At 63.0% G+C, this 22,818-nt stretch carries 20 protein-coding genes and 1 pseudogene; 5 read left to right on the top strand and 16 right to left on the bottom strand.

Annotation, left to right across the window (positions count from 1 at the left end):
- Positions 1-9: 9 nt before the first annotated feature.
- From pflA to BB934_RS24580, 3 genes are all read left to right on the top strand, one after another.
- Positions 10-831 carry a pyruvate formate-lyase-activating protein gene (pflA, locus tag BB934_RS24590; protein ID WP_099512033.1) on the top strand — a complete coding sequence of 274 codons (822 nt, stop codon included), beginning with the start codon at positions 10-12 and terminating at the stop codon, positions 829-831.
- 10 nt (positions 832-841) lie between these two features.
- On the top strand, positions 842-2,410 hold the full coding sequence (locus BB934_RS24585) for an aspartate:alanine exchanger family transporter (protein ID WP_099512032.1): 1,569 nt from the start codon (positions 842-844) through the stop codon (positions 2,408-2,410).
- A gap of 159 nt (positions 2,411-2,569) precedes the next feature.
- Positions 2,570-4,012 (top strand): porin, encoded by a 1,443-nt coding sequence (locus BB934_RS24580; protein ID WP_099512031.1) that lies wholly within the window; start codon positions 2,570-2,572, stop codon positions 4,010-4,012.
- A 190-nt stretch (positions 4,013-4,202) separates the two neighbouring features.
- Here the strand turns inward: BB934_RS24580 and BB934_RS24575 are convergent.
- The 13 genes and pseudogenes from BB934_RS24575 to BB934_RS49295 all read right to left on the bottom strand — a co-directional run bounded on the left by BB934_RS24575 (position 4,203) and on the right by BB934_RS49295 (position 18,721).
- Positions 4,203-5,160: pseudogene (locus BB934_RS24575) on the bottom strand (IS630 family transposase).
- Between the two features lie 79 nt (positions 5,161-5,239).
- On the bottom strand, positions 5,240-5,605 hold the full coding sequence (locus BB934_RS24570) for a hypothetical protein (RefSeq protein ID WP_099512030.1): 366 nt from the start codon (positions 5,603-5,605) through the stop codon (positions 5,240-5,242).
- 149 nt (positions 5,606-5,754) lie between these two features.
- A complete protein-coding gene (locus BB934_RS24565; RefSeq protein WP_099512029.1) occupies positions 5,755-8,511 on the bottom strand; it encodes an SH3 domain-containing protein in 2,757 nt (918 codons plus the stop codon).
- Positions 8,512-8,610: 99 nt separating this feature from the next.
- Positions 8,611-9,264 carry a hypothetical protein gene (locus BB934_RS24560; protein WP_157934302.1) on the bottom strand — a complete coding sequence of 218 codons (654 nt, stop codon included), beginning with the start codon at positions 9,262-9,264 and terminating at the stop codon, positions 8,611-8,613.
- A gap of 220 nt (positions 9,265-9,484) precedes the next feature.
- Positions 9,485-9,826 carry a phasin family protein gene (locus tag BB934_RS24555; protein ID WP_099512027.1) on the bottom strand — a complete coding sequence of 114 codons (342 nt, stop codon included), beginning with the start codon at positions 9,824-9,826 and terminating at the stop codon, positions 9,485-9,487.
- 247 nt (positions 9,827-10,073) lie between these two features.
- Positions 10,074-11,306, bottom strand: coding sequence for an HlyD family secretion protein (locus tag BB934_RS24550; RefSeq protein ID WP_099512026.1), 1,233 nt, complete (start codon positions 11,304-11,306; stop codon positions 10,074-10,076).
- Positions 11,299-11,781: a hypothetical protein gene (locus BB934_RS24545; protein WP_099512025.1), complete on the bottom strand. Its 483-nt coding sequence runs from the start codon at positions 11,779-11,781 to the stop codon at positions 11,299-11,301. The genes BB934_RS24550 and BB934_RS24545 overlap by 8 nt, the downstream gene beginning before the upstream one ends.
- Before the next feature lie 300 nt (positions 11,782-12,081).
- Positions 12,082-12,888 (bottom strand): enoyl-ACP reductase FabI, encoded by an 807-nt coding sequence (gene fabI / locus BB934_RS24540; protein ID WP_099512024.1) that lies wholly within the window; start codon positions 12,886-12,888, stop codon positions 12,082-12,084.
- Positions 12,885-15,299 carry a DUF3141 domain-containing protein gene (locus BB934_RS24535; protein ID WP_099512023.1) on the bottom strand — a complete coding sequence of 805 codons (2,415 nt, stop codon included), beginning with the start codon at positions 15,297-15,299 and terminating at the stop codon, positions 12,885-12,887. The genes fabI and BB934_RS24535 overlap by 4 nt, the downstream gene beginning before the upstream one ends.
- A gap of 35 nt (positions 15,300-15,334) precedes the next feature.
- The gene (locus BB934_RS24530; RefSeq protein WP_099512022.1) at positions 15,335-15,847 is read right to left on the bottom strand and encodes a hypothetical protein; all 513 of its coding nucleotides are present in this window, start codon (positions 15,845-15,847) and stop codon (positions 15,335-15,337) included.
- A 16-nt stretch (positions 15,848-15,863) separates the two neighbouring features.
- Positions 15,864-17,072 (bottom strand): acetate/propionate family kinase, encoded by a 1,209-nt coding sequence (locus tag BB934_RS24525; RefSeq protein WP_099512021.1) that lies wholly within the window; start codon positions 17,070-17,072, stop codon positions 15,864-15,866.
- Between the two features lie 3 nt (positions 17,073-17,075).
- On the bottom strand, positions 17,076-18,056 hold the full coding sequence (locus tag BB934_RS24520; RefSeq protein ID WP_099512020.1) for a phosphate acetyltransferase: 981 nt from the start codon (positions 18,054-18,056) through the stop codon (positions 17,076-17,078).
- A gap of 350 nt (positions 18,057-18,406) precedes the next feature.
- Complete coding sequence (locus BB934_RS49295) at positions 18,407-18,721, bottom strand: helix-turn-helix domain-containing protein (RefSeq protein ID WP_237050371.1); 315 nt, start codon at positions 18,719-18,721, stop codon at positions 18,407-18,409.
- Between BB934_RS49295 and BB934_RS49290 the strand changes: the two genes are divergently transcribed.
- On the top strand, positions 18,611-18,841 hold the full coding sequence (locus BB934_RS49290) for a hypothetical protein (RefSeq protein ID WP_237050393.1): 231 nt from the start codon (positions 18,611-18,613) through the stop codon (positions 18,839-18,841). The two genes, BB934_RS49295 and BB934_RS49290, sit on opposite strands and share 111 nt — an antisense overlap.
- 363 nt (positions 18,842-19,204) lie before the next feature.
- Here the strand turns inward: BB934_RS49290 and BB934_RS24510 are convergent, their stop codons facing one another.
- From BB934_RS24510 to BB934_RS24500, 3 genes are all read right to left on the bottom strand, one after another.
- Positions 19,205-19,510, bottom strand: coding sequence for a hypothetical protein (locus BB934_RS24510; RefSeq protein ID WP_099512018.1), 306 nt, complete (start codon positions 19,508-19,510; stop codon positions 19,205-19,207).
- Positions 19,507-20,319: a DUF2092 domain-containing protein gene (locus BB934_RS24505; protein WP_099512017.1), complete on the bottom strand. Its 813-nt coding sequence runs from the start codon at positions 20,317-20,319 to the stop codon at positions 19,507-19,509. Before BB934_RS24505 ends, BB934_RS24510 begins: the two co-directional genes overlap by 4 nt.
- A 162-nt stretch (positions 20,320-20,481) precedes the next feature.
- On the bottom strand, positions 20,482-21,585 hold the full coding sequence (locus BB934_RS24500; protein ID WP_237050085.1) for an AraC family transcriptional regulator: 1,104 nt from the start codon (positions 21,583-21,585) through the stop codon (positions 20,482-20,484).
- 321 nt (positions 21,586-21,906) lie between these two features.
- On the opposite strand from BB934_RS24500, the gene BB934_RS24495 reads away from it, so the two are divergent.
- The gene (locus BB934_RS24495; RefSeq protein WP_099512016.1) at positions 21,907-22,791 is read left to right on the top strand and encodes a bile acid:sodium symporter family protein; all 885 of its coding nucleotides are present in this window, start codon (positions 21,907-21,909) and stop codon (positions 22,789-22,791) included.
- The last annotated feature ends 27 nt before the right edge of the window (positions 22,792-22,818 follow it).

Genomic DNA, 22,818 nt, shown 5'->3' with positions numbered 1-22,818 from the left:
CTTGACATCATGGCCGATGAGCCCTGGGCACACAGCCGGTACGCTCTGCAACAGGCGCGGTCCCCGGACGCTCCGGAGACCGATACCTTCAACGATCCCCGGGGCGACTTCGGATGGATCCACTCCTATGAGACCGGGTCGACCGTAGACGGCCCTGGCATCCGCGTGACGGTCTTCATGAGCGGATGCCTGCTGCGATGCCTCTATTGCCACAACCCGGACACATGGCACCTCAAGGACGGAACCCGCGTCTCGTTCGAGCGTGCCAAAACTGCGCTTCAGGCTTATGCCGCGCCGCTGCGGGCCATGGATGGGGGATTGACGATTTCCGGCGGGGAGCCGCTGGTCCAACTGCATTTCACCAAGCGGCTCTTCGCAGCCGCCAAGGGCATGGAGTTGCACACGGCGCTGGACACATCGGGCTTCCTCGGAGCGCGCGCCGACGACGAGTATCTGCGTTATGTCGATCTTGTACTGCTCGACATCAAATCCTGGGACCCGGAAACCTATCGCCGAGCCGTCGGTCAGGACATACGCCCGACCATTCAATTCGCGGAGCGCCTGGCAGCTCTCGGCAAACCGGTCTGGGTGCGGTTCGTGCTGGTCCCGGGCCTGACCGACGATCCCGCCAATGTCGAGGGCATCGCCCGTTTCGTCGCACCCATGCGCAACGTGGAGTGGGTGGAGGTCCTGCCGTTTCATCAGATGGGCACCTTCAAATGGAAGGCCATGGGCCTTAACTACGAGCTTTCCGACACCCAGTCTCCCTCTCCTGATCTGATGGCGCGGGTGATCGGACAGTTTCAGGATGCAGGCTGCCGCGCAAGATGAGGGGAAATCTATGCTCGAAATCGTTCGCACGTTGCTTGAGGCCTCGCCCTTGCTGGCGCTGTTCCTCGCCATCGCTGCTGGCTATGCGATTGGGCAGATTTCGTTCGCGGGCGTTTCGTTCGGCGCCGGCGCGGTCTTGTTCAGCGGCCTAATCATCGGTGCCATTGCTCCAAAGGCGGCGCCTCCCGGAATGGTTGGAACCATCGGCCTTGTGATGTTCGTGTACGGGGTCGGCATCCAATACGGGCCGCAATTCTTCGCCAGTCTCCGCGGTCCCGGGATCAAATACATTGCTCTCGCGGCTTTCGGCGTTCTCGCGTCTCTCGGAGTCGCGTGGTTGCTCGCGGACCCGCTCGGCATCTCGCTCGGGACTGCAGCCGGGCTCTTCGCGGGTTCCGGCACGAGCACCCCGACGCTGCAAGCGGCGCTGGCTGCGGCAGGCAACCAGGATCCAGCAATCGGCTATTCCGTCTCCTATCCATTCGGCGTGGTGGGGCCGATCGTCCTGATGACTCTCATGGCAGCGCTGGTCAAACCCAAGTTCGATCCACCTTCGCAGAATGTTCGGGTTGCGGAGTTCACCCTCGAATCCGAATGCGAGGATCGGACCATCGACGAGATCTCTGCATCCCTGCCCGCTGATGTGAAAATTGTCGCAGTTCGTCAGCAGCACGTGAACGCACCGCCCGTGACCGGGACACGATTGCATGAGGGTGACGGGCTGCTGTTGGTTGGCAGCCCGACCAGCATCGAGCAAGCCAAGACGATAGTGGGCCATGAGGAACCAGGTCGCCTGAGCCGAGACCGGGCGAACTATGATGTGGTGCGGGTTTACGTCTCCAAAGCAGCCTTCGTCGGAAAGTCCCTGCAGGACATTCCCCTCCCCGATTTTCCAGTCGTGATTTCGCACGTACGCCGGGGCGATGTCGATATCATGGCGTCGTCCGACCTGACGATCGAGCTGGGCGATCTCCTCGTGGCAGCCGTTCCCACCGATCGTAAAGCCGAAGTGCAGCGCCATTTCGGCGACAGCATCAAGGGCAATGCCGAATTGTCGTTCGTCTCGATCGGTGTGGGGATAGCGCTCGGGCTTCTCCTCGGCATGATCCCGTTACCTCTGCCCGGCGGCAGCACCTTCAGTCTGGGCGTGGCCGGCGGGCCGCTCGTCATGGCGCTGATCCTCGGCTGGCTGGGTCGGACGGGCCCGATCGGCTGGAGAATGCCGGTGGTCGCGAACCTGGTTCTGCGGAATTTAGGCCTGTCGATATTCATCGGGGCGGTCGCCCTCGGTGCCGGTGCTCCTTTCGTCCAAACCGTGGCATCGAATGGGGTCCAGATTCTTCTCGGCGGGGCAGCGGTGCTGATGACTTTGGTCCTGATTATCCTCATCGGAGGCTATCTGCTGCGCATCCCATTCGACGACCTGCTCGGCGTCTGTGCCGGTTCGACCGGGAATCCTGCGATCGTCGTCGCAGCAGGACGTTTAGCACCAACGGAGAGGACCGACATCGGCTATGCGATTTGCTTCCCAAGCATGACCGTCGTCAAAATCATTGCCGTTCAGCTCATGCTGGGCTGAGGATCGGCTTGCAACCTCGATGAAGTGAGGCCGCTAAGCAACACTAGGTAAATCCAATACCTTCCTCGACGTCCTCTTCTGAAAGATGCCTTGACGGTACCTCGCCTATCTGCACAGATTTTGACCAGTGCGGGTGAGGATCGGCGCGGGAGTTACACGATGACATCTGTTCGATTACTGTTGCTCGGATCCGTGGCGATTGTCAGCACTGGGGTTCAGGCCGCGGATCTGCCTGCGAAATCCGTAGCGCCCGTCGAGTATGTCCGTATCTGCTCCACCCATGGCAACGGCTTCTTCTACATTCCCGGCACCGAAACCTGCCTGCGCGTTGGCGGCCGTGTCCGCGCCGAGTACCTCTATGTCGAACCGATCGACCGTTCGCAGGACACGATAGGTTTCCGTGCCCGCGGCCGCATCAACATCGACGCACGGACCGCCACCGCCTACGGCATGCTGCGCACCTATATCCGCATGGAGATGACCCGTAACACGGGCGCCTACGGATTTAACCCCACGAGTCCTGAGATTAACCAGGCCTTCGTCCAGTTCGGCGGCCTGACCGCCGGTCGCGCGGTTTCGTTCTTCACGGACCCGGACCTGCCGGCCCCCAACTTCGGCGATCTGAAATTCGATGATCCTTCCAATGCCGAAGTGAACCTGTTCGCCTATACCTACTCGTTCGGCAACGGCTTCTCCGCCACCCTGTCGCTGGAAGATGGGACCCAGCGCAGCGTCAACAACGATCTCGCTTTTCCCTTGTTCGGCGTTGCATCGACGTCTCCGGTCTTTGCGCCGATCGCCTCCACCTATGCTGGGGAGCTCATGCCGGACGTGGTTGCGAACCTGCGCTACACCGGCACCTGGGGCGGAGCGCAGCTGTCCGCTGCCCTGCATCAAATTCGCGATGTATCGGCCGGCGTGACGACGGTGGGCGGTGTGACCGCCCCGGTGCTCAACCCGATCACCGGCCTGCCCAATCCGACCTTCGCGGACACGGATTACGGTTTTGCCGTTGCCGCTCTCGGCTATGCCAATGTGCCGGCTCTCGGAGTGGGCGATACCGTATGGATGATGGCAACCTATACGGATGGAGCAATCGGCTACCTCAATGGCGGACAGTCGGACGCGATCAGCGATGGCTTCATCGGTGCCGGGACATTGTCGATGCCTATCACGGATGCCTTCGTCGACCCGTTCACGGGCGAGTTCAAGGCCAACAAGGCCTATGCCATCGCCGGCGGCCTCAATCACAATTGGACGCCGACGATCCAGACGAACGTCTTCGGCTCCTGGATGCGTTTCGATGCTCCTGGAGTGGCGCAATACGTGGTGCCCACGACCGTGGCGACGATCGCTGCCGGAACGGCGGGAACGACCACGGGCCTCGTCGACTTCGACGAGACTCGCGTTGGCGCCAACGTGATCTGGACACCGGTGAAGGAGTTCCTCATCGGCGTCGAAGCGCTCTACATCAGGGTCGATCCCCGCGAGCGGGTTGCGGTCCCGATCACCACCGCCGCCGGCGATCCGACCGGCGCCTTCCGCTCGAGCGGATCGGAAGACACCTGGGAAGGCCGTCTGCGCGTCCAGCGCGATTTCTGAGCGGCTGCAGATCCAGGAAGCTCATTCAGCAATCCCGCTTCATGAGGCGGGTTTGAGCAATCTGATCGCGGATGAGCTTTCGCACATCTCTTCTATTGCGGTCACTGCCATGACCGATCCCAGCTGCTGCAAACCGGGAACGCACTCGTTCGCTGCTGGCTGTAAGGTCGAGCCTTAGAGCATCGGACGGTTAAACGGACGCATATCCGGCAGCCTTAAGGTAGTTCCAGCACTCTTGTGGTTCGAACAGGTTGCAGATCTCACCGAGCGCTCGCCAGAGCGCGTCGAACGTTCGGGCCTCGGCCTTGCGCAAGTGCGCTTTGATCTTGGCAAAGGCCTGTTCAATTGGATTAAGATCAGGCGAATAAGCAGGTAAAAACAGGAACCAGGCTCCGCGTTGCTTCAGACACTGAGCGGCCTTCTCGCTCTTGTGGACAGCCAGGTTGTCGAGAATCACCACATCGCCTTTGCGCAGCGTCGGCGCGAGCTGCGTCTCAATGTAAGCCTCGAACGCCAACCGGGTGATCGGGCCATCGATGATCCACGGCGCGCACAACTCGTTGCACCGTAGCCCAGCCAGAAAGGTATGGGTTTTCCAGTGTCCAAAGGGAGCTTTCATGCGTAGGCGCTGGCCCCTGCGGCTCCGCCCGCGCAGGCGCGTCATCTTGGTGTTGACATACGTCTCGTCCAGGAACACCAGCCGGTGCGTCTCCTGGCGCATGCGCGGCTGGCGCTGGGCATGCCAGACCCGGCGCTCATCCCGCACATCGGCGCGTGCGCACTCCGCCGCCATCAGGCATTTTTTTATATGAGAAGCCGTGCCGGCACAGGAAGCGCGAGAGCATCGCGGGAGCCGCAACGATCCCATGCTCAGTCAGCAGCCTTGCGGCCAGCTCGGGCATGGTGATGGCCGGCTCGGCCTCGACCGTCTGGATCAAGAAGCTCTCATAGGGCACCAGCTTGCCGCGTCCGGGCGGACGGCCTTGCCGGGCCGGTGCCGGCGAGCCGAACCGCCGCTTCCGCTGCACCAGCTTGATGGCGAAACTCTCGCTGACGTCAAAGTGCTGGGCTGCCGCCCGGCAGGAATGACCTGCATCGACAAAGTCGGCGACGCGCACCCGCAGATCCAGGGAATAGCAATGACCCATAATCCACCTCCCAGTCCAGGCAGTGAATCACAGCTCGGCCTCGCACAGAAGCCAGGAGTCTCATTTCCGGTCCGAGGCTCTAGTCTCGTTTTTCGGCAGTCCATCGTCCCGAGCAGGCCACCCGTCCCGCGATGACCCAATCGCCGGAACCCGACTGCTCCGACAAGCTGCCTGTCACATCCACTCTCGTCTTGTTGCGGACAACGCTCCCTTGAACGCGCCCGCTTGGATCGAGCCCGCCCGTGATGCCGGCCCGCCCTGAGGTACTGCTCCGAATGTTGCCGTCCTTGACGATCACCGCATAACGCCGGGCTCTCTTGCAGGCGCCCGTCTGCGGAACGGCCTGGATTGTCCAGTCGCCATCGAACCGCTGCTGCGCCGAGGCCGGGTCGCTGTTGAGAGTCAATGTCATAGCAAGTACGACGATAACCAGAAGCCGATCCATGGGAGGATCTCCCGATTTCCGGAGTTCGGCCGAACTCCCATGTAAGAAGAACCCCTGCCGTCCGCATCGGTTCGATGCCTCCGAGGTCCGGAGATGATGCCGGTGACGTGGAATCATCTCTCTTCTTCGGCTCGCCGACAACGCTCTCGCTATCGGCGGCCGCCGCCACGGCCTCCGCCGCGACCTCCACCAAAACCACCTCCTCCGAAGCCGCCCCGCGGTGCAAAGGATGGTGTCGAACGCGAGAATTGAGCAGAAGATGGCCGGGAGAATTGCTGGCTCGCGATCTGTCTCTGATGTCCAACATTTCGAGCCTGGACATCCCGCATCAGGTTCGATGGCAGCGGCTGGCTCAAATTCGGTCGCTGCGCCGCGGGACGTTGTGACGCCGTGGGACGAGGCTTCGCTGCCGGGCGCTGCTGCGCCGTCTGACGCTGCCCTGCCGCAGGCCGATCCTGTCCTGCCGCTCGAGATGAAGTGGATGGTCTCTGCTGAGGCGTCGGGCGCTGATCGATCCGCTCCTGCGCCCGCTCTCGGCTGCCCCCGTCGATGCGATCCCGGCGAGCCGATTCGCCGCCGGTGCCCAGCCGCTGGCCAAGGGCGGCGCCTGCGGCACCGGCGCCGGCGAGGCCTCGAAGAGCCTCGCCTCCCCCACGCTCCTGCAGCCTGTCACGGGCCTCAGGCGAGAGGCCCTCGCGCCCCTCGCCGCGTTGGAGAAGATCCTTTGGTTCCGGCCGTGATACGTCCTGCCACCCCCCGTCGAAGCGCTGCCATCCGTCGCCGGTGTTGCGGTAGACGTTGCCGTCGCGCCCGGCGTAGAGATCGCCGCGCCGCCCCTCGCGAATAAAGCCCTGCCCGTCGGAGCTGTTCCAACGCACCGCCGAACCGCCAGCTGCGGTGTCTCGAGCCGTCACCCGTGCCCACTCCGACCCGCGTTTGACGCCGGCCGACTTCCAGGCGCCGTATACGTTGCGGCCACCGGCAATGTATCCGGCGCCGTCGGTGCGTGGGTTATAGGCTCCGACGAATCCGGCCGACCCGCGCAGGCCCCAGGCTGCGCCCGCGCGGCCATAGGTGCCCGTGCGCGGATTCCATGCCCGCACCCCGGCGATGCCGCGATAAGGACCGTAGCCATAGCCGTAGCGGCCATACATACCTCGGACCGGGTTGTAGTAAGCTCCGATGCCCCAGGTGACCGGCCGTGGATAGTAGATCGGGTAGGCATATCCCGGCCAATTGTACCAGTACGGCGGGTAGGACCAGCCAGTGCCGTAGACGTAAGTACCCCAGGACAGAAAGCCGGACAGATAGCCCATGGTGTAGCCGTACCAGACCGCATCGGGCTCAGTGTCATACACACGAACGTAGGTGACGTTGTAGACCGGCGACGACGGCGGTATCGCGTAGATCGCGTCGGGTACTTCGCGGGCGAGCTGCCATGGGCCGTCCGGGCTGTTCGCCACGAACCAGACGCCGTCCTGGAGAAGGAAGTAAAGTTCGCCGACGCGGATCACGCTGTCGGTCGTGTTCGTCGCGTAGGAGAGATCGGTCGTCTCGACCGGTGCAAATTGCGGCTCGCCTGCATAGGCGACGCTCGGCGTGATCGATCCCACTTCGACCCGGGCAGTGGTGGGAATGCTGGCCTTGAGACGTGCCTCCGCGCTTTCTGATGTGCCGGGTACGGACGACCGAACGGCGTAGTAAGGAGCATCTTCGGGGAGATTCCGGAAATCGGCGGGAAGATCGGGCGTGGCGAAGGTCCATGGTCCGTCCAGCTTCGGAGCGCGGAACCATCGGCCAGACAGGAGCACGTACCACTGCCTCCCGGCTTTATCGAAGAACACGTCGGACTCCGTATTCGAGGCCCACCGAAGCGATGTCTTGGAAATATCCTGAAGCGCGGGTTCACCTTCGAAAAGGATCATCTCGCCGGGGGTGTCCGTGACAATGATCCTGGGCACTTTGCCATCCTGGTACGGCTCCGGCGGCACAGCGGCACGGGCATTGGCCCAGCTGTCGTCAGGCAGGTCCCGCAGCAGCGGGGGAAGCTCGGTGACGGCGGTCCACGGACCGCCGATCGCGCCGGCAGTCAGCCAATGCGTGTCGTTCCGCAGATAAAGAGCACCGCCCTCGTCGATGCGAAAAAGATCCCAGTTCGTGTTGACTACGAAGGAAAGACCCGCCCTGCCCTTCACGGGTGCATAGGCGGCGCCTCCGTCGGTCTGGAGCAGAATTGCCGGTGTCGTCGAAACAATAATCTGCGGCGGGTCGGCCTTGAGTCCGACGACGTCCGTCATACGCTTCTGCTCGGCGAGGCTCGCCGTTACGCGGGCCTCCGTCACCGTGACCGGGCCGGTCGGCAGGAGCTTGCCGGTCTCCACCGCAAGTGCCGCCAAGTCCTCGCGGCCGAGGCCGGAGAAGTTCAACTCCGTGACCGTTATGTCCGCGATCTCGATCTCCCCGGCATCCTCGTCGAAGGACGTCTTACCCTTCAGGCCGATCACGCCGAAGACCGGGTTGGCATCCGGTGCCTTCACGAATTGGGCTGCCACCAGGGCCTCGATGGTTTTAAAGTCAGTCCACTCCGTGAATTGCGGCTGATAGAGGATCATGCGCCCCTTGCCGGTTTCGTAGGCGCGCGGCCATCCGTCAGGCTCCTGACTCTTCTGCAGATAACGGCCGCTCACGAAGCCGCTTTGGCTCTCGACCGTTATGGCACACCAGTTGCCCGACTCGTCACACTCGCCGATGTCGACATCCGCTCCTGTCGGGAGCGTCCGGATGGACGAGAAATTTGTCCCGGGTCCCGAGCGGAAGTTGACGCTGGTCGTCGTCACTCCTGGCTCGGCCAGCGCCGGCAGGGCTGCGATCATCGGAACGAACGCGATCGCGAGGACCTTGCGCATCTGGGTTCTCTCCTGCAATTCCTGGCAGCGGGAGGTTCCCGGCTCAGGCAAGTTTCTCTGATCGCTCGACCCGCCGGACGCCCCATCGGCGTGCGAAGGTCATTGTCCGATCACGGTGCCGCGGGCTCTGCCTCCCGAGGTGCGGCAGGAGCACCCGGTCCCGACCGCAGCAGGATTGACCAAGGCACATGTCCGGACGGAGGTTGCGCAATATCCGCCAATGGCTGACGCGACCGGCGTCTGGTATGTGGAGTATGGGTAGTTGTAGTACGGGTACGTGGCTGCCGCCCCGATGATGCTGCCCGTGACCAGCCCGGCACCCACACCATAGTACGGATAGCCTCCATAGTATCCGCCATAGTAGGGATTGCGACCGCCGTAATAAGGGTAACGCCCGTAGCGACCATAATAACGCCCGTCGTAACGGCCGTTGCCGATGCGGTTGTCGAAGCGGCCACCGGGGCCAATGCCGGCTACGCGGCCCGGGCGCGCAGCAATGGCCGCACCACGATAGCCCCGGTTGCCCATTCCGACCCCGGCTCCGCCTACGCCGCCGCGAGGAATATACATCCTGTTTCCACCGAAGCCGCTGCCTCCGAAGCTGCCCCCGCCCCGGAAGCCACCGCCGCCGAACCCACCCCCGCCCATACGGGCGCCGCCTCCACCGCGACCGCCGCGCTGAGCCTCGGCCATATCAGGGATCAGAAGAGCGCCTGCCAAAAGAGCACCCAGAGCCAAGAGAAGCTTGTTCATGCAATCCTCCCATCTCCGGCCTGGACCAAGGCATGGTCCCAGAGCAAGCCGTTATGAGCAGAGCATAGTGTGACCGCATTTGAAGAGACTGCTTGATCACTTGGGACAAGCGCTTGGCACTTTGTGACGGAAGGATCGCGCGCCAGCTCTCAGCGCCTCACGGTCCGATTCCGCATCGCGCTGATCGCGGCGAACAGCATCGCGCCGAAGGTAAGAACCGTCATCCTCCAGCGCGGCCGCCGCCGCTTACGGACTTGGTGCAGATGGTCATCAGCTTGGTCATTTCGGAATTGTAGTCACGGAAGGTCTCCTCGATCCAGCGTGACTGGATTGCCGTCGCGTCTGCAGGATTCTTGCAATCCAGCATTTCGCGGGCGGTCTCACCGTCCTTCTCAAGCCGCATCGACATGAAGCCCATCATCTCGCGCTGGCATTCGGCGCTTGCCGCAAACCATGTTTCCGCAGCCTTCGCCAGAGCCTGACTGGTGTCCCTCGGCAAGGCGAATTCACCGGCGCTGCGCATCGTATCCGACGTCGTCGACCTCTTTGATAGAGTGGTCATGGACTGTCCTCCTCGAACGATTCCATTGTCAGAACGTAAGGCTTGCTCTCATTTTTCTAGAGTTGGCGCATCATTCGGAGCGGAAAACCGGAACCACTTTTCGCTGACGCGGCCCTCTGGGTCCGCACGATGCGCTAGGCGGCTGAGAACTGCACCGCCACCATGCGATCTCCGTCGTCCCGCATGGTTCGCACGTGATCGGCAGGGGAGTATCTCCTCGTCGAGGAGATACTCACTGGCATCGATCTCAATGCCCGCCGAGCACGAGGGTCTGGATGGGGAATACCAGCGCCTGGATCCGCAGGATCATGGCATGCACGAGTCCGACCGCATCCACCGCATGGAGAACGAAGCCTTTGACGGTGCCGACATTGCCGGACTCAATCAGATCGTGGTTGCTGGTATAGGCATTGGCAATGCAGCTGCTGCCAGGCGTCACGCCGTCGAATCCGCCCTCGTAGAGAGGCTCGAGATAGACCAGCATCGTGCCAGGCCGCACGACCTGCTGCGCCTCGATCAGTTGCTCACCGCTGCGGAGCTGGCCCGCGGCGATGAAGTCCTGCACATCGGTCACCACCATCGGGATCACCGTCCAGGGCTTTGAGGCACAGGTGGCTTCGGCCACCATGCCGACCTTCATGATCTGCGCCTCGATCTGCCCGAAGCCGGCCTGCAGGCGTCCCCGCCCGGCACCCTCGGGAATCAAGACCCCGGCGGGACGCATGAACGGGTTGACGATGTCGCCCACCCGCAACGTGAACTGCTCCACCCGTCCGCTCACGCCGGCGCGAATGACGGTCTTTGCCAGATCCACCTCGGCCTGAGCCAGGGCGGCCTGGGCGCTCGCCTTCTGGGCCGGCAGGAGCGTGGAGATCTGTGCCTCGACTGTCTGCTTGGCGGCCGTAGCGCCATCGATCGTGCTCTGGCGCCCTTGCACGGCAACCTCGAGTTTTTCGATATCCCTGACGGCGACGGCGCCCGGGTTGCGACGGTAGATCTCCTGCTTGGTCGCCAGTTCGTCCACTGCCTGCTGATGGGCGCTCCTGGCCTCCTGGATCTTGGCCTCAGCGGCAAGGACATCGGTCCGCGCGACGATCAGAGCTGCATCGGTCTCGGCGATCTTGCGCTTGGCGGACTCCGCGGCCGCCTCCTGGGCCGAGCTGTCGAGCCGGAAGATCGGCGAGCCCTGTTTGACCTCGCCAGTGAGGCCGACATAGACCTCGGCGACGCGCCCGTTCGTCTCCGGCAGGATCGGAACGGTGCGGAAAAAGGCGGTCGCGTTGGTCGTCGAGGGATGATTGTAGAAGATCACGGTGATCAGCCCGATGGTGAGCATCAGGCAGGCGATGATGCCCCACCTCAATTCGAACCAGACTGAAAAGAGCGTGATTTCCTTACCGATGCGCTTGCCTTGAGCAAAACGGCGATAGAGATAATCAGGAAAGATCGTCAGCATGGAGCAGAAAAGAAGCTCAAGCATGGGTCCGCTCCTTCGGCATCCTGGGTAATGGGATGGTCTTCGGCACTTCGACTTCACCCTCGCCTGCGGCTTCGGCTGGCTCCGTATCGACACCGACCTCATCCGGGGCCCCGTAGGCGCCTTCGCCTGGCTTCAGACCGGCGATCTTCTCGAGCGATCCGGCTATCCTGCGGAGAGGATTCCCGAAGTCAGGAATATCGATGAGCGCCAGCAGCAGACCTGCGACCCAGAAGATGTGCATGTGGGTGAAAAGGGCGAGCAGGCCCAACACGGCGACGATTTCGAACTGAAGCTTATGGGATTTATGCGCCATGCGCTCGGGCAAGGTGTGCAGGCGCAGGAACAGCAGCCCCACGGCCAGCACGGCAATGACCAGAACCACGGCCATGACCACCATCAGGACATCCGTTTCGCCGGGGGCGGTAACGAAGGACGGCAGATGATGAGGGGCGGCGGAATGAAGTGACGGACTCATAGCGGCTCTCCCATCGACGATACGGAGACAACCTCAAGGGTCGTCCTCTGTGCGCTCGCCTCAACCAAATCGTGCAGGATCGCTCGGCTTCGGGGGGCGGCAAGTCCTTGTCCGAGCGTAGTCCTCTTCCCCAGATCTAGCAACGCCGCGCGAGCATTCGGAAAGCCGATGCAGCTTGTCGGTTCGCTCGGCTGCTCCCTGAGGATTCGGTCGGCGACGGATGGTAATTGATCATGGTTCAAATGGAGCGCTCCATGGGGCGACCTTCCCATGATCGAGCACTCACGCGCGGGACCATTTTCAGGCCATGATGCTGAGCCCGCCATCGACATAGGTTGTCGTCCCAGTGAGGCGCCGGGCGAACGGGGTCGTCAGAAAGGCGGCCGTGAGCCCCACGTCGTCGATGTCGACCAGTTCGCCGATGGGCGATCGCTCGATGGCCTCGGTGAGAAGGACATCGAAGTCCTTCAAGCCGGAAGCCGCCCGGGTTTTCAACGGACCGGGCGACACGGCGTGCACTCTTATGTGTTTGTCGCCCAGTTCATAGGCGAGGTAACGAACGGCGCTTTCCAATGCCGCTTTCACCGGACCCATGAGGTTGTAGTTCGGGACGACCTTGTTGGCGCCGTGATAGCTCATGGCGAGCAGGGTCCCGCCCTCGGTCATCAAGGGTTCGGCGAGGCGCGCCATGCGGATGAACGAGTGGCAGGAGATATCCATCGCCACCTTGAACCCCTCGCTCGAACTGTCGAGGAGACGCCCCTGCAGGTCCTCCTTCGGCGCGAACGCGATGGAATGGAGCGCGATGTCGAGGCTGCCCCAGGTCTCGCGGATCTGCTGAAAGACCGCTTCAAGCTCGCCGTTCCGGCCGACATCGCAGGGGGCGAAGATCGATGCCCCGAGCTCCTTGGCAAGCGGTTCGACATGGGGCCGGGCCTTCTCGTTCAGGTAGGTCACGGCAAGGTCCGCCCCGAGCTGACGGAAGACCCGGGCGCAGCCATAGGCGATCGAGTGCTCATTGGCGATGCCGATGACGAGGGCCCGCTTGCCGTGCAGAATCTTCGATTGGATGGCTGCTTTGGGGAGTTCTGAGGGCTGATCGTTCATGAACTTGCCCTCGTGCGTCGGGTGTCACCGGATCGACGGGCGGTGCCCGGCCTCGCCATCGCCTTGGGCCGGCCCGTGGGGTTCTCGGGCCGCGTCGCCGTGATTGGCCTGCTCTTCGAGTTGTCATCGGTCCCGTCCCCGGAGAGGAGGCGCCGGATCTCGCCCAGCAGCGTGACCTGCTTGGCATTGGCCTCGATCTGGCCCTCCAGGCGGTCGAGCAGCTCGAGCAGCCTGCGCCGGTCCTCGGATGTCCGCAGCAGCTTCGGCAGCGCCATGAGCGCCTTCACCGGCTCGAAATCGACGATGTAGGACTGCTCTCGGATGATCCCGCGGGCAGCCTCCGCCGTCATATCGACAAGGCCGATATCCTTGCCGACAAGCTCGCGTGCCCGTTTCATGGCCGAGAGTCGCCGCCGCCCGGTACCGGCCTTCATCAGCAGGAGCGCTGTACGAACGATGGCTTGCGTCGGGTCGCCGTCCTCGATATGCGACAGCGCTTCCTTGACCAGAGGAGCATTCCGCGCGTCCACTGGTTCCGCCGCGACGGTGTCCTTGTCCTGCGCGACCATGCCGATGCTGGCCGGGCCGTAGGTGCGGAAGAAGGTGTTCTCCGCTGTCGCATCGCGCAGGTCGCGATAGAGATCCAACGACGCGGAGGTCATGGCGGCCGTCCAGTGCTCCATCGCCGCCATCGGACCATCGTTGTCGCGCGGCGTGCGGTTCGCCCGCACCATATCGGCCATGCCCTTGAGCGGCCACAGGAAGGGGTTGAGATCCGACACCGCCCAGCGCTGCGCCCTCTGTGGATGCATCGCACGCCTCACGGCCGAACCGGCGGGTGTCACCATCGCCGCGAGGGCGGGATGGACGAAAGTTTCGTAGGCGGAGGCGAGAGTCTCGGAGGTCGCTTCGACCGCCCGGAACGGCATCTCGTCCTTGCGGCCGTACTTCTGCAGAACCTGAAGGTCCTCGACCCGGCGCTCGGTCAGCATGACGTCGTAGCGCACACCCTCATTCGTCTTCTGCTCCTCGACCTGCATGCCGTAGAGACCTGGCGGCAGATGCTCGATGTACTCGATCAGGTCGACGATCTGGGTATGCTCGCGCTTGGCGACAGCACCCGAGACGAAGATGCCGAGATGGCCGACGCTTTGGTGCATCAGGCCGACGATGACCTGTCCGTTCGCCTTGAGGGCTTCGGTGGTCGGATAGATATCGGCCACCCAGTTGAAGGCCTGCTGCGGCGGCGTGATGTTGTCGCCGAGAGACGCGAACACGATGATCGGCGTTTGGATTGCCCGCAGGTCGAAGGCGCGCCCCTCGGACCATTCAGCGTCGCCGTCCGCGAGGTTGTTGCCGACGAACAGGTTCTCGACGATCCATTTGATCTCCTGCCGGCCCATCAGGAAGAAGCCGCCCCACCAGCGCTCGAATTCGAGGAAGCGCTCCGGCTCGGTGTCGATCTTCGAGAAGAGGTTGTAGTACTTGTCGAAGTAGGTGTTGGCGGGATTGAGAGACTCGAAGTTTTCGACCAGGTGGGCGCCGTCGAACGTGCCGGCGCCGAGATCGCTGGCCAGGAGCGCGGGCCAGACGCCGCCGAGCGTGCCGCCCGCATAACGCATCGGATTCTCGCTATCGTTGCCGGCCCAGTAGGACATCGGCGCCCCATTGATCACGATGGGACCGACGAGGTCCGGTTCGAGCGCGCCGACGAGCATGGAGGCCCAACCGCCCTGGCAGTTGCCGACCACGACCGGCTTGCGCGTCTTCGGATGGCGCTCGCCGACAATGCGGAGGAATTCCGCCTCGGCGCGCGAGACATCCGCGAGGGTCTGCCCAGGCACCGGTTCGGGAAAAAAGATCACGAAGTAGACTGGGTGCCCTGCCTTGAGCGCCACCCCGACCTGCGAGTCCTGCTTGAACCCGCCGATGCCGGGCCCATGGCCGGCCCGCGGATCGATGATGACGAAGGGCCGGCGCTCCGGGTCCGTCTCGACGCCATCCGGCGGCGTGATCTGGACGAGGGCATAGTTCGCGGGCTTCTCGAACGTGCGGGCATCGGCAATCATTTCCCACTCGAAATCCAGGAGCGGCGGCTTTCCGGCCTTCTCATGTTCGAGCCAGTTGTTGCCGCGCTGGCGCAGGGTGTCCCAGAACAGGATGGAGCGTTGCGTGAAGTCGAGCCAGTAGTTGCCGGCGTCCCGCCACAGGTCCAGCGGCGAAGCCGAGCGGATCGGCCTGTCGGCCAACAATTCACCCGCGGCCTTCGCCGCATCGAGGTAACGCTGCCCCGCGTTTGTGCACCGCTCCCGATAGACCTCGGCCAACTTTGCTTGCGCACGAGTGACCTGCACGAGTCTCGCTTGAGCCCCATCTTGGCTTCGCTCAGTTCCAGACCCGATCTTTTGCATTATGTCATCCACCCACGGTAGCCTTCCAGAAGCGATCACTTTTTTTGTTCGCCCCATCTGAGGAAGAAGCCGATGTCGCCCGGCAATCCGCCAGGCCATTCGATGATCATCGCATTCAGTCTGAAGCCTGCGGCTCTCAGCTGATCGCGCCACAATTCATAGGCCTGACGCGGGCGACCCGTGAGGGTTTCGGGCCAAGTTGGATCCGCGTTGTTGAGCGCGCGGCCCTTGTCGGTGCAAAGTGTATTGGGGAACCGCATGACCATCAATTCGGTCTGTCCGCGTGCTGCCGCCGCTCTCAGCTTGGCCTGCAGCGGTTCGAGGATCTCCTTCAATCGTTCGGGAGTGAGATCGAGCGGCTCGGCGAGCCGCTTGATCAATTCCTCGCGGGCCTTCCCGGCGCGGTCCATGCCATCGACCGACGTGGTGGCCTTCGCCATCTGCATCTCGGTCATGTAGTTCCGAAGGTCCTCTGCCGACATGAATGTCTCGTCACCCAATTCCTGCCCGCCATTGCCGCCTTCAGGCTTGGTCTTCAGTGTTTCCATGACATAATCTCCCTGTTCAGGATGCAAGCCGAGCCTGGGTGTCGCCCAGAACGCTGCGCGTCTGCCGTGCGATCACCAGTTCCTCGTTTGTTGGAACGACCCACACCGACGAGCCGGATCCCGAGGAAATCCGCGGGCCGGCGGTGCCGTTGGCAGATTCATCGAGGGTAAGGCCGGCCCATGCGAGGCCGTCGACCACCTCGGCGCGTGTCGCCGCGTCGTTCTCTCCGATCCCGGCCGTGAAGACGAGACCGTCGATGCCGCCCAAGGCCGCGACCAGCGATCCGATTTCGCGCGTGATGCGATAGATGAACAGCTCGATGGCGCGCTTGGCATCCGGGTTCGTTGCCGCATTGGTCCTCAAGACCCGCATGTCATTCGACAGGCCGGAGACGCCAAGAAGCCCGGACTTGGTGTAGAGCATGCGTTCGGCTGCCTCCGGACTGAGCTTCATCTCCCGCAACATGAAGAAGATGACGCCGGCGTCGACGGCGCCGCAGCGCGTTCCCATCGGGAGGCCGTCGAGAGCGGAGAAGCCCATGGTTGTCGCAATGCTCCTGCCGTTTCGAAGAGCGCACAGGCTCGCGCCGTTTCCGAGATGCGCGACGATCACCCGGCCCTCGGCGAGACGGGGATCGTAGTCTTTCAGGATGGACGCGATGTAGTCGTAGGACAGCCCGTGGAAGCCGTAACGCCGAACGCCGCGATCGCGCATTTCGCGCGGCAGGGCGAACAAAGTCGCGATGTCCGATTGGGTTTGATGGAAGGCAGTATCGAAACAGGCAACCTGCGGCATCCCCGGAAGGCGGCGTCGCACAATCCGGATCGGCTCCAGGTTATGGGGCTGATGCAAAGGCGCGAGCGGCACCAGCGCCTCAAGCGCCTGGAGGACGGTTTCGTCGACCAGCACCGGGCCGGAATAGGTCGCGCCACCGTGGACGACCCTGTGTCCGATGGCGACGAGCTTGCGCCCTTCCTGATGCTCGCGCAACCACGCGATGAGATGCATCAGCGATTCCTCATGCCCGATCTCCTCGCCCTGGCCCCAGGAGCTCTCGTCCAGAATGCTTCCGCTCGCATCCTTGACGGTGAAACGCGCATCGCCGCCCAGACCCTCGTATAGACCTCTCCAGACAAGCTGAGGTTCCTCCCCATCCGGCATGTCGAAGACCTGGAACTTGAGGCTCGATGACCCCGCGTTGAGGACGATCAGGACCGGTGTCATGGATCAGACCTCCGGAATGGAAAGCTGCGAGCGTTGCGCTTCGGCGACGAGTGAGGCTACGGCGCAGGAGGCCAGCCGGGTGATCGTCGAATCGGCCCGGCTCGTGAGGATGATCGGGACGCGGGCGCCGAGCACGATGCCGGCGGCATCCGCATCGGCGAGGAAGGTCAGGCTCTTGGCGAGCATGTTGCCGGCCTCCAGGTCCGGGACCACAAGCACGTTGGCCTTCCCGGCAACCGGCGACTGGATTTTCTTGATCGTCGCCGCACCGAGGTCGATGGCGTTGTCGAGCGCGAGGGGGCCGTCGAGGATACCGCCCGTGATCTGCCCGCGGTCCGCCATCTTGCACAATGCCGCAGCCTCGATGGTCGAGGGCACCTTCGGGTTCACGGTCTCCATCGCCGATAGAATCGCCACCAGCACCGGATCGACCCGCAGAGCCCGGGCAAGGTCGATGGCGTTCTGGACGATATGGACCTTGTCCTCCAGCGTCGGCGCAATATTCACCGCAGCATCGGTGATGATGAGCGCAGTCTCATGGCCGGGAACGTCCATGACGAAGCAGTGGCTGATCCGCCGGGCGGTCCGCAGGCCGCCCTCACGGCGAACCACGGCGCCCATGAGCTCGTCCGTATGCAGGCTGCCCTTCATCAAGGCTTCCGCCTCGCCGGCCTTCACGAGGTCGACGGCCGCTGCCGCAGCAGCATGGCTGTGCGGCACATCCACGATGCGCAACCCAGAGATATCCTTGCCGAGCGCCTCTCCCACCGCCTCAATCTTGGCCTTGGGCCCGCAGAGGATCGGCTCGATCAGGCCGAGCGCGACCGCCTCGAGCACGGCGCCCAAGGATGCCGGATCGCAGGGGTGGGCAACCGCGACCTTCAACTTCGGAACAGATTGCGCGGTCGCCACGAGTCGGTCGTACTTGTCGTGCTGCCGCTGACCATGCTGAGACACACCCTGGGCTGAAACCGCAATCGTCATGATTGCCTCCACGTTCTGCTGCCGATGGGCGTTGCGATTGACCGCCGGGTTCTCGCCGGGTGTGACAAAGGGGCGTGCCGGAACAATGCCTGGGCTTATGTCCGCGACGCCCGTCTTGCAGAGGCAAGTATGGCTCGTCCTCAACCCGCTGCTTGACCGGTTGGGCCATTAATTTGACAGTTTAGGACTGCCCGGCGGGAAATGAGCGCGAGCATTGCTCGACCTTGGATGCGCGAGATCCATGGCGTTATCCCTGCAAGAGCAGGCTTCCCCCGGTCGGCACGCCCGAACGGATAGTTGTTCCGCGAGGCATTCTCAATGCATGGTGCGATCATCCGCGTCTGGACGGCTTACTCAGGGCTGCCTTTCGGATGCTGCCAGGAGAGCTTGCCTGCGTGATCGGAGCGGTTGTCAGGATCCAGAGGCAAAGCGGGGCCGCGTGGCGAGCGGAGCCGCCGCGATTTCCGAACACGGCTATGACTTGTGCGCCACGCCGAAGGGCTCTGCCCGGACCAGCGCCGGAATGCTCGTGTGAAGGCGCTCAGCTCTGAGTATTGCAGGGCTGCAGCGACCTGACCGAGAGCCATATCGGTGTTTTCGAGGAGCTCGCACGCAATCTCGAAGCGAATTCCATCGGCCACCTGCCGGAATGCGCGGCCCTCCATACGAAGATGACGATGCAAGGTGCGGCGATGCATCGAGAAAAGGCCGGCGACCGTGGTGGCCGAGCAGGCGCCCCGGAGCAGTTCGGTACGAAGAACCCGACGCAGATCCTCGGTGATTGAACCAAAGCCTTGGCTCGAATTCGGTTCGTCTGGTCCGCGGGCGGATGGCATCTCCATCGCTCCTTACCCCCCATTTTGGCAGCCCTGCTGCTACCGAACCGTCTACGTCGCAGCGATCCCTCACCACATGTGCTCGATCGGCCTTGCCTTGCTCGTGACACTTAGGAACCGAAGATAAGCAGTCTCCATCGCAATCTGCGACGATGTCGGGCTTTCACGAAGCAACTCACGAAGCATTCTTTGAGTCGCTCTGGTTGAGCAGTTCGCCAAGCACGTCCTTCGCGAACGCTGGCGAACAACCCCCGGCAACATCCAAAATCTCCGCGCCCGCAATCGGGAGAGCAGCTTGAGCGCGGGCTTGTTTTATGGGCAGCGGGTTACGATCTGCCCGTACGAATTCACCACCTGCCGGCAGCCTGGGGTCGCATAGTAGTAAGTGCCTGCCGCAGCGGCTCCGGCTGCCGCCCCGTAGGCGACGCCCCTGCGGGTTGTCCGCCGCGCGACACCGGCATAGCTCATGGGTGTTGCCGGCCGTCCGATCCTGGCCTCCGCCTGGCTGATCAACGAGCCCGACGGAACCGGTGCATCACCGCTCCAGAACAGGGCGAAACCGCCGGCCAAAAGCGCGAGCGCGGCACGGGACATCACCTTGAAGTCTGAACTGATCATTTCGCGCCTCCGGGAACGACACCCGCTGGAATTTCGTCGATGTCATCGAGCACGGTGATCGAGACTCCGGTGGAGCCGGCGGGCGGTTTGAACGCAAACGCGTCCGGCGCCGGCGCGACGCCGGTTTTCCAGTCCCGGAGCCGCAGCGTGTACTGGGGCGCGGCCCCAACCGCCTTGCTTGTGATGACATATTTACGCGGCACCGGCTTCTCGCCGACTTCGACCCAGATCTGCCAGTCGGTCTCGAGATTACGGAAGGCCAGATGCTCGCATTCGACACCCTCGACGACGCCGCGGCCGATATGCTTGGCCTCGAGCACCCCCGCCATGAGTTCCTCATAGGATTTCGACAGCAAGAGATCGGCTCCGGGAAGTTCAAGCGAAGCGTCGCTCCGGAGCCTGTCGACAACCTCGTCGAAGGCGCCGCCCCCGGGAACTTGCGCGAAGCGATTGCCGCCGCGGTCATGGATGGTCACGCTGGAGCCATCCGATACGAGTTCGATATCGGCATAGCCACCGGCGCGACTGATGCGGAACTTGTTCGGGCGGCTCATGGTGACATCGCCCGAGGCGCTGAACTGAATTTTCTCGACGGCCGGCGTCACCACCTCGATATCGGTATCGTATTTCAGAGACAGATTCTCCTGGCGACTGACATAATCCGTCATGGCTTTCAGAATGGCTTTCGCCTCGCCCTCCTCCGCCCGCGCGGCACTCATGGGCACGCCGACGATGGCCACGACAGCTGCGAGCCGGAACAGGATTCTCGCAAGCGGAGTTCCGCGACCCAAATAGATCCCTCGGTTCATCGTGCGATCCTCCCTGGATTTATTCCAGGCGCGAGCCGGCGAAAGCTCCCGTGCTTCGTACGCACGGAATCATAGGCCAGCCATAGGATTACTGTAGGCCGATGTTCACATCGTGCTTGACCGGTGGGGACAATCTCTTGACAGTTTAAGCCGCGGCGGAGCTCAGCCAGGATGGCCTTCAGCCCGCCATGTTGTCGGCGTTTGGCCCGACCAGCGCCGGAAGGCGCGGGTGAAGGCGCTCGCTTCGGAATAGCCGAGGGCCGCCGCAATTTGGGTGAGCGGCACTTGGGTATCCTGCAGCAACTGACGCGCGATCTCGAAGCGGATCTCGTTCGTGATCGCCCTGTAGCCCATGCCGCCGCCTTTCAAGCGGCGGCTCAGGGTGCGCCGGTGCATCGTGAGCAAATGGGCGATGTCATCGGCCGAGCAGTGATTGCTCGTCAGCCGCATACGCAGCAACCGCCTAATGTCGTCCGAGAATTCGGAACCTTGCGCGCCCTTCAGTTGCCGGATCCTCTCCTCCAGCATGGCCCGCAACAGAGGATCGGCCCCGGCGATGCGCAGACCCAAATCGCGGGCTGGGAAGACGATGATGGCGCTTTCCTGGTTGAACCTCACCGGAGCTCTGAAATGGCGCCGAAACGGTTCCTGATCCGCAGGAGTAATACGAGGCAACAATATCTCCATCGGGTTCCAGTGAGAGCCGCAGAGGGCTCTTATGGCATTCACTGCGACGGCGAGGGACCCGTCCGAGATCTGATCCGCGCTCTCCGCCTCGGGCTGGTAGACCGAGAATGTGAAATAGGCCGCATCGCCACTGATCGCGAGCGACGGGACGGCGCCCCGATTCTGGATGCTCAGGTTCGACACGAGAGCACGCATGGCGTCGCCCAGGGTCTCGGAATGCTGCATCAGGCGCCCCACCATGCCGAGGGACAGGATCGTGGCGCGCTGACCGACCAGAAGCCCGAAATGCGGGCAATTCGTGCGAGCCACGCTCAAGGTAAGCAGCCGGCCCAAGGCCATATGGGGGATGACGTTCGTGCCGTCCTCGAAGAGATGGGGATCGAGCCCCGCCTCCCGGATGACCGGATCGGGCTCGACGCCGAAATCTCGCAGGGTCGGCGCGATTTCCTTGGAAACCCCCAGATGAATATAGCCGGGAGGGAGAGTCCGCCCGCGGCCCGCCAGGAGGATTGGCTGCCCCGATGTGGAATTCTCCTCGCTGCTTCCTGTAGCCGGAGACACGATGTCATTGATCATCATGACTGCCTCGCAGAGTTCTAAAGATCGCTATCCCGAAGCCGCACAGTCGGCGCAATCAAACACCAAATTCGAGACGGATGCTTTGATCTTCATCAAGCTAAGATAGGTTAGCGCCCGATTGCGGCAACTAGAAGAATTTTCCTGCGCACCCGGCATCTCATCGTCCCATCGGGTCAATGCTCTGTCCCAAAGCGTCAAGCGGATCGAGCCGCTTTGCGTAATGATGATCCAATATAGCAAAGGCGGGAGCTGCCCAGTGCGCCCATGTCTCGCTGATGGAGGGATGCCGGTCCGAACCGGGATGGATCAGGAGGATCGTGAATGAGCCTCGACCAAGTGATCGGTCCGCTCGTCTCCGTGACGCTGATCGAACTCATGCTGGTCACCGGCCTCGGTGCCCAGCTCGCGGACGTGATCAAGGTGGCGCATGACACGCGCTTAGTCCTTCGCGCCAGCTTGGCCAATTACGTGGCCGTCCCCGCGGCAGCGATGTTCCTGCTGCTTCTCGTGGACGCTGACCCGCTGGCCGCCACCGGAATCCTGATCCTCGCCGTTTGCCCGGGCGCCCCCTATGCCCCTCCCCTGACCACCCTCGCCGGCGGCAAGTCCGCAATGTCGGTGGGTCTGATGATGATCATGGCGAGCTCTTCGGTGCTGATGGCACCATTGCTTCTGTTCCTCCTTCTCCCCCCGATCACGGGCGGCGCGGATATCCGGGTGGACCCGCTCGGGATGATTGGAGCCATCCTTGCCACCCAGTTCCTGCCCTTGTGCTGCGGGCTCGCCGTGAATCATTGGCGGCCGGATCTGGCGGCTAGGCTGCTGGGACCTGCTATTGCAGTGAGCAAGATTCTGAATGCGGCGACGCTGGCGGCGATCCTGGTGACGCAATTCCCAGAGCTGCTCCGGATCCGGTTCAGCGGGTTTGCAAGCATGATGATCCTGCTGGGCATCAGTCTTGGAATTGGATGGTTTGCCGGCGGACAGCGGGATGAAGACCGCAAAGCGATGGTGCTTACGACATCGATCCGCAACGTCGGCCTTGGCCTCGTCATTGCAGCCGGCACCGTCGTCGGCACATCGGCTCTCACGGCGGTTCTGGCCTACGGCCTCGTCCAATTGCTCGGATCTTTCCTGCTGGCCCTCTGGTGGCGGCGAAACCTGTCGCCAGTGGACGTGCGGTGGGGAGGTAACGCGAGGACATGACGAGGCCTTCGAAACGATTGCGGAGGA

Source organism: Microvirga ossetica (genome assembly GCF_002741015.1).
In the GTDB taxonomy this organism is placed as follows: domain Bacteria; phylum Pseudomonadota; class Alphaproteobacteria; order Rhizobiales; family Beijerinckiaceae; genus Microvirga; species Microvirga ossetica.
Note: the sequence above shows the minus strand (reverse complement) of the source record. Positions and strands in the feature narration are given on the sequence as shown.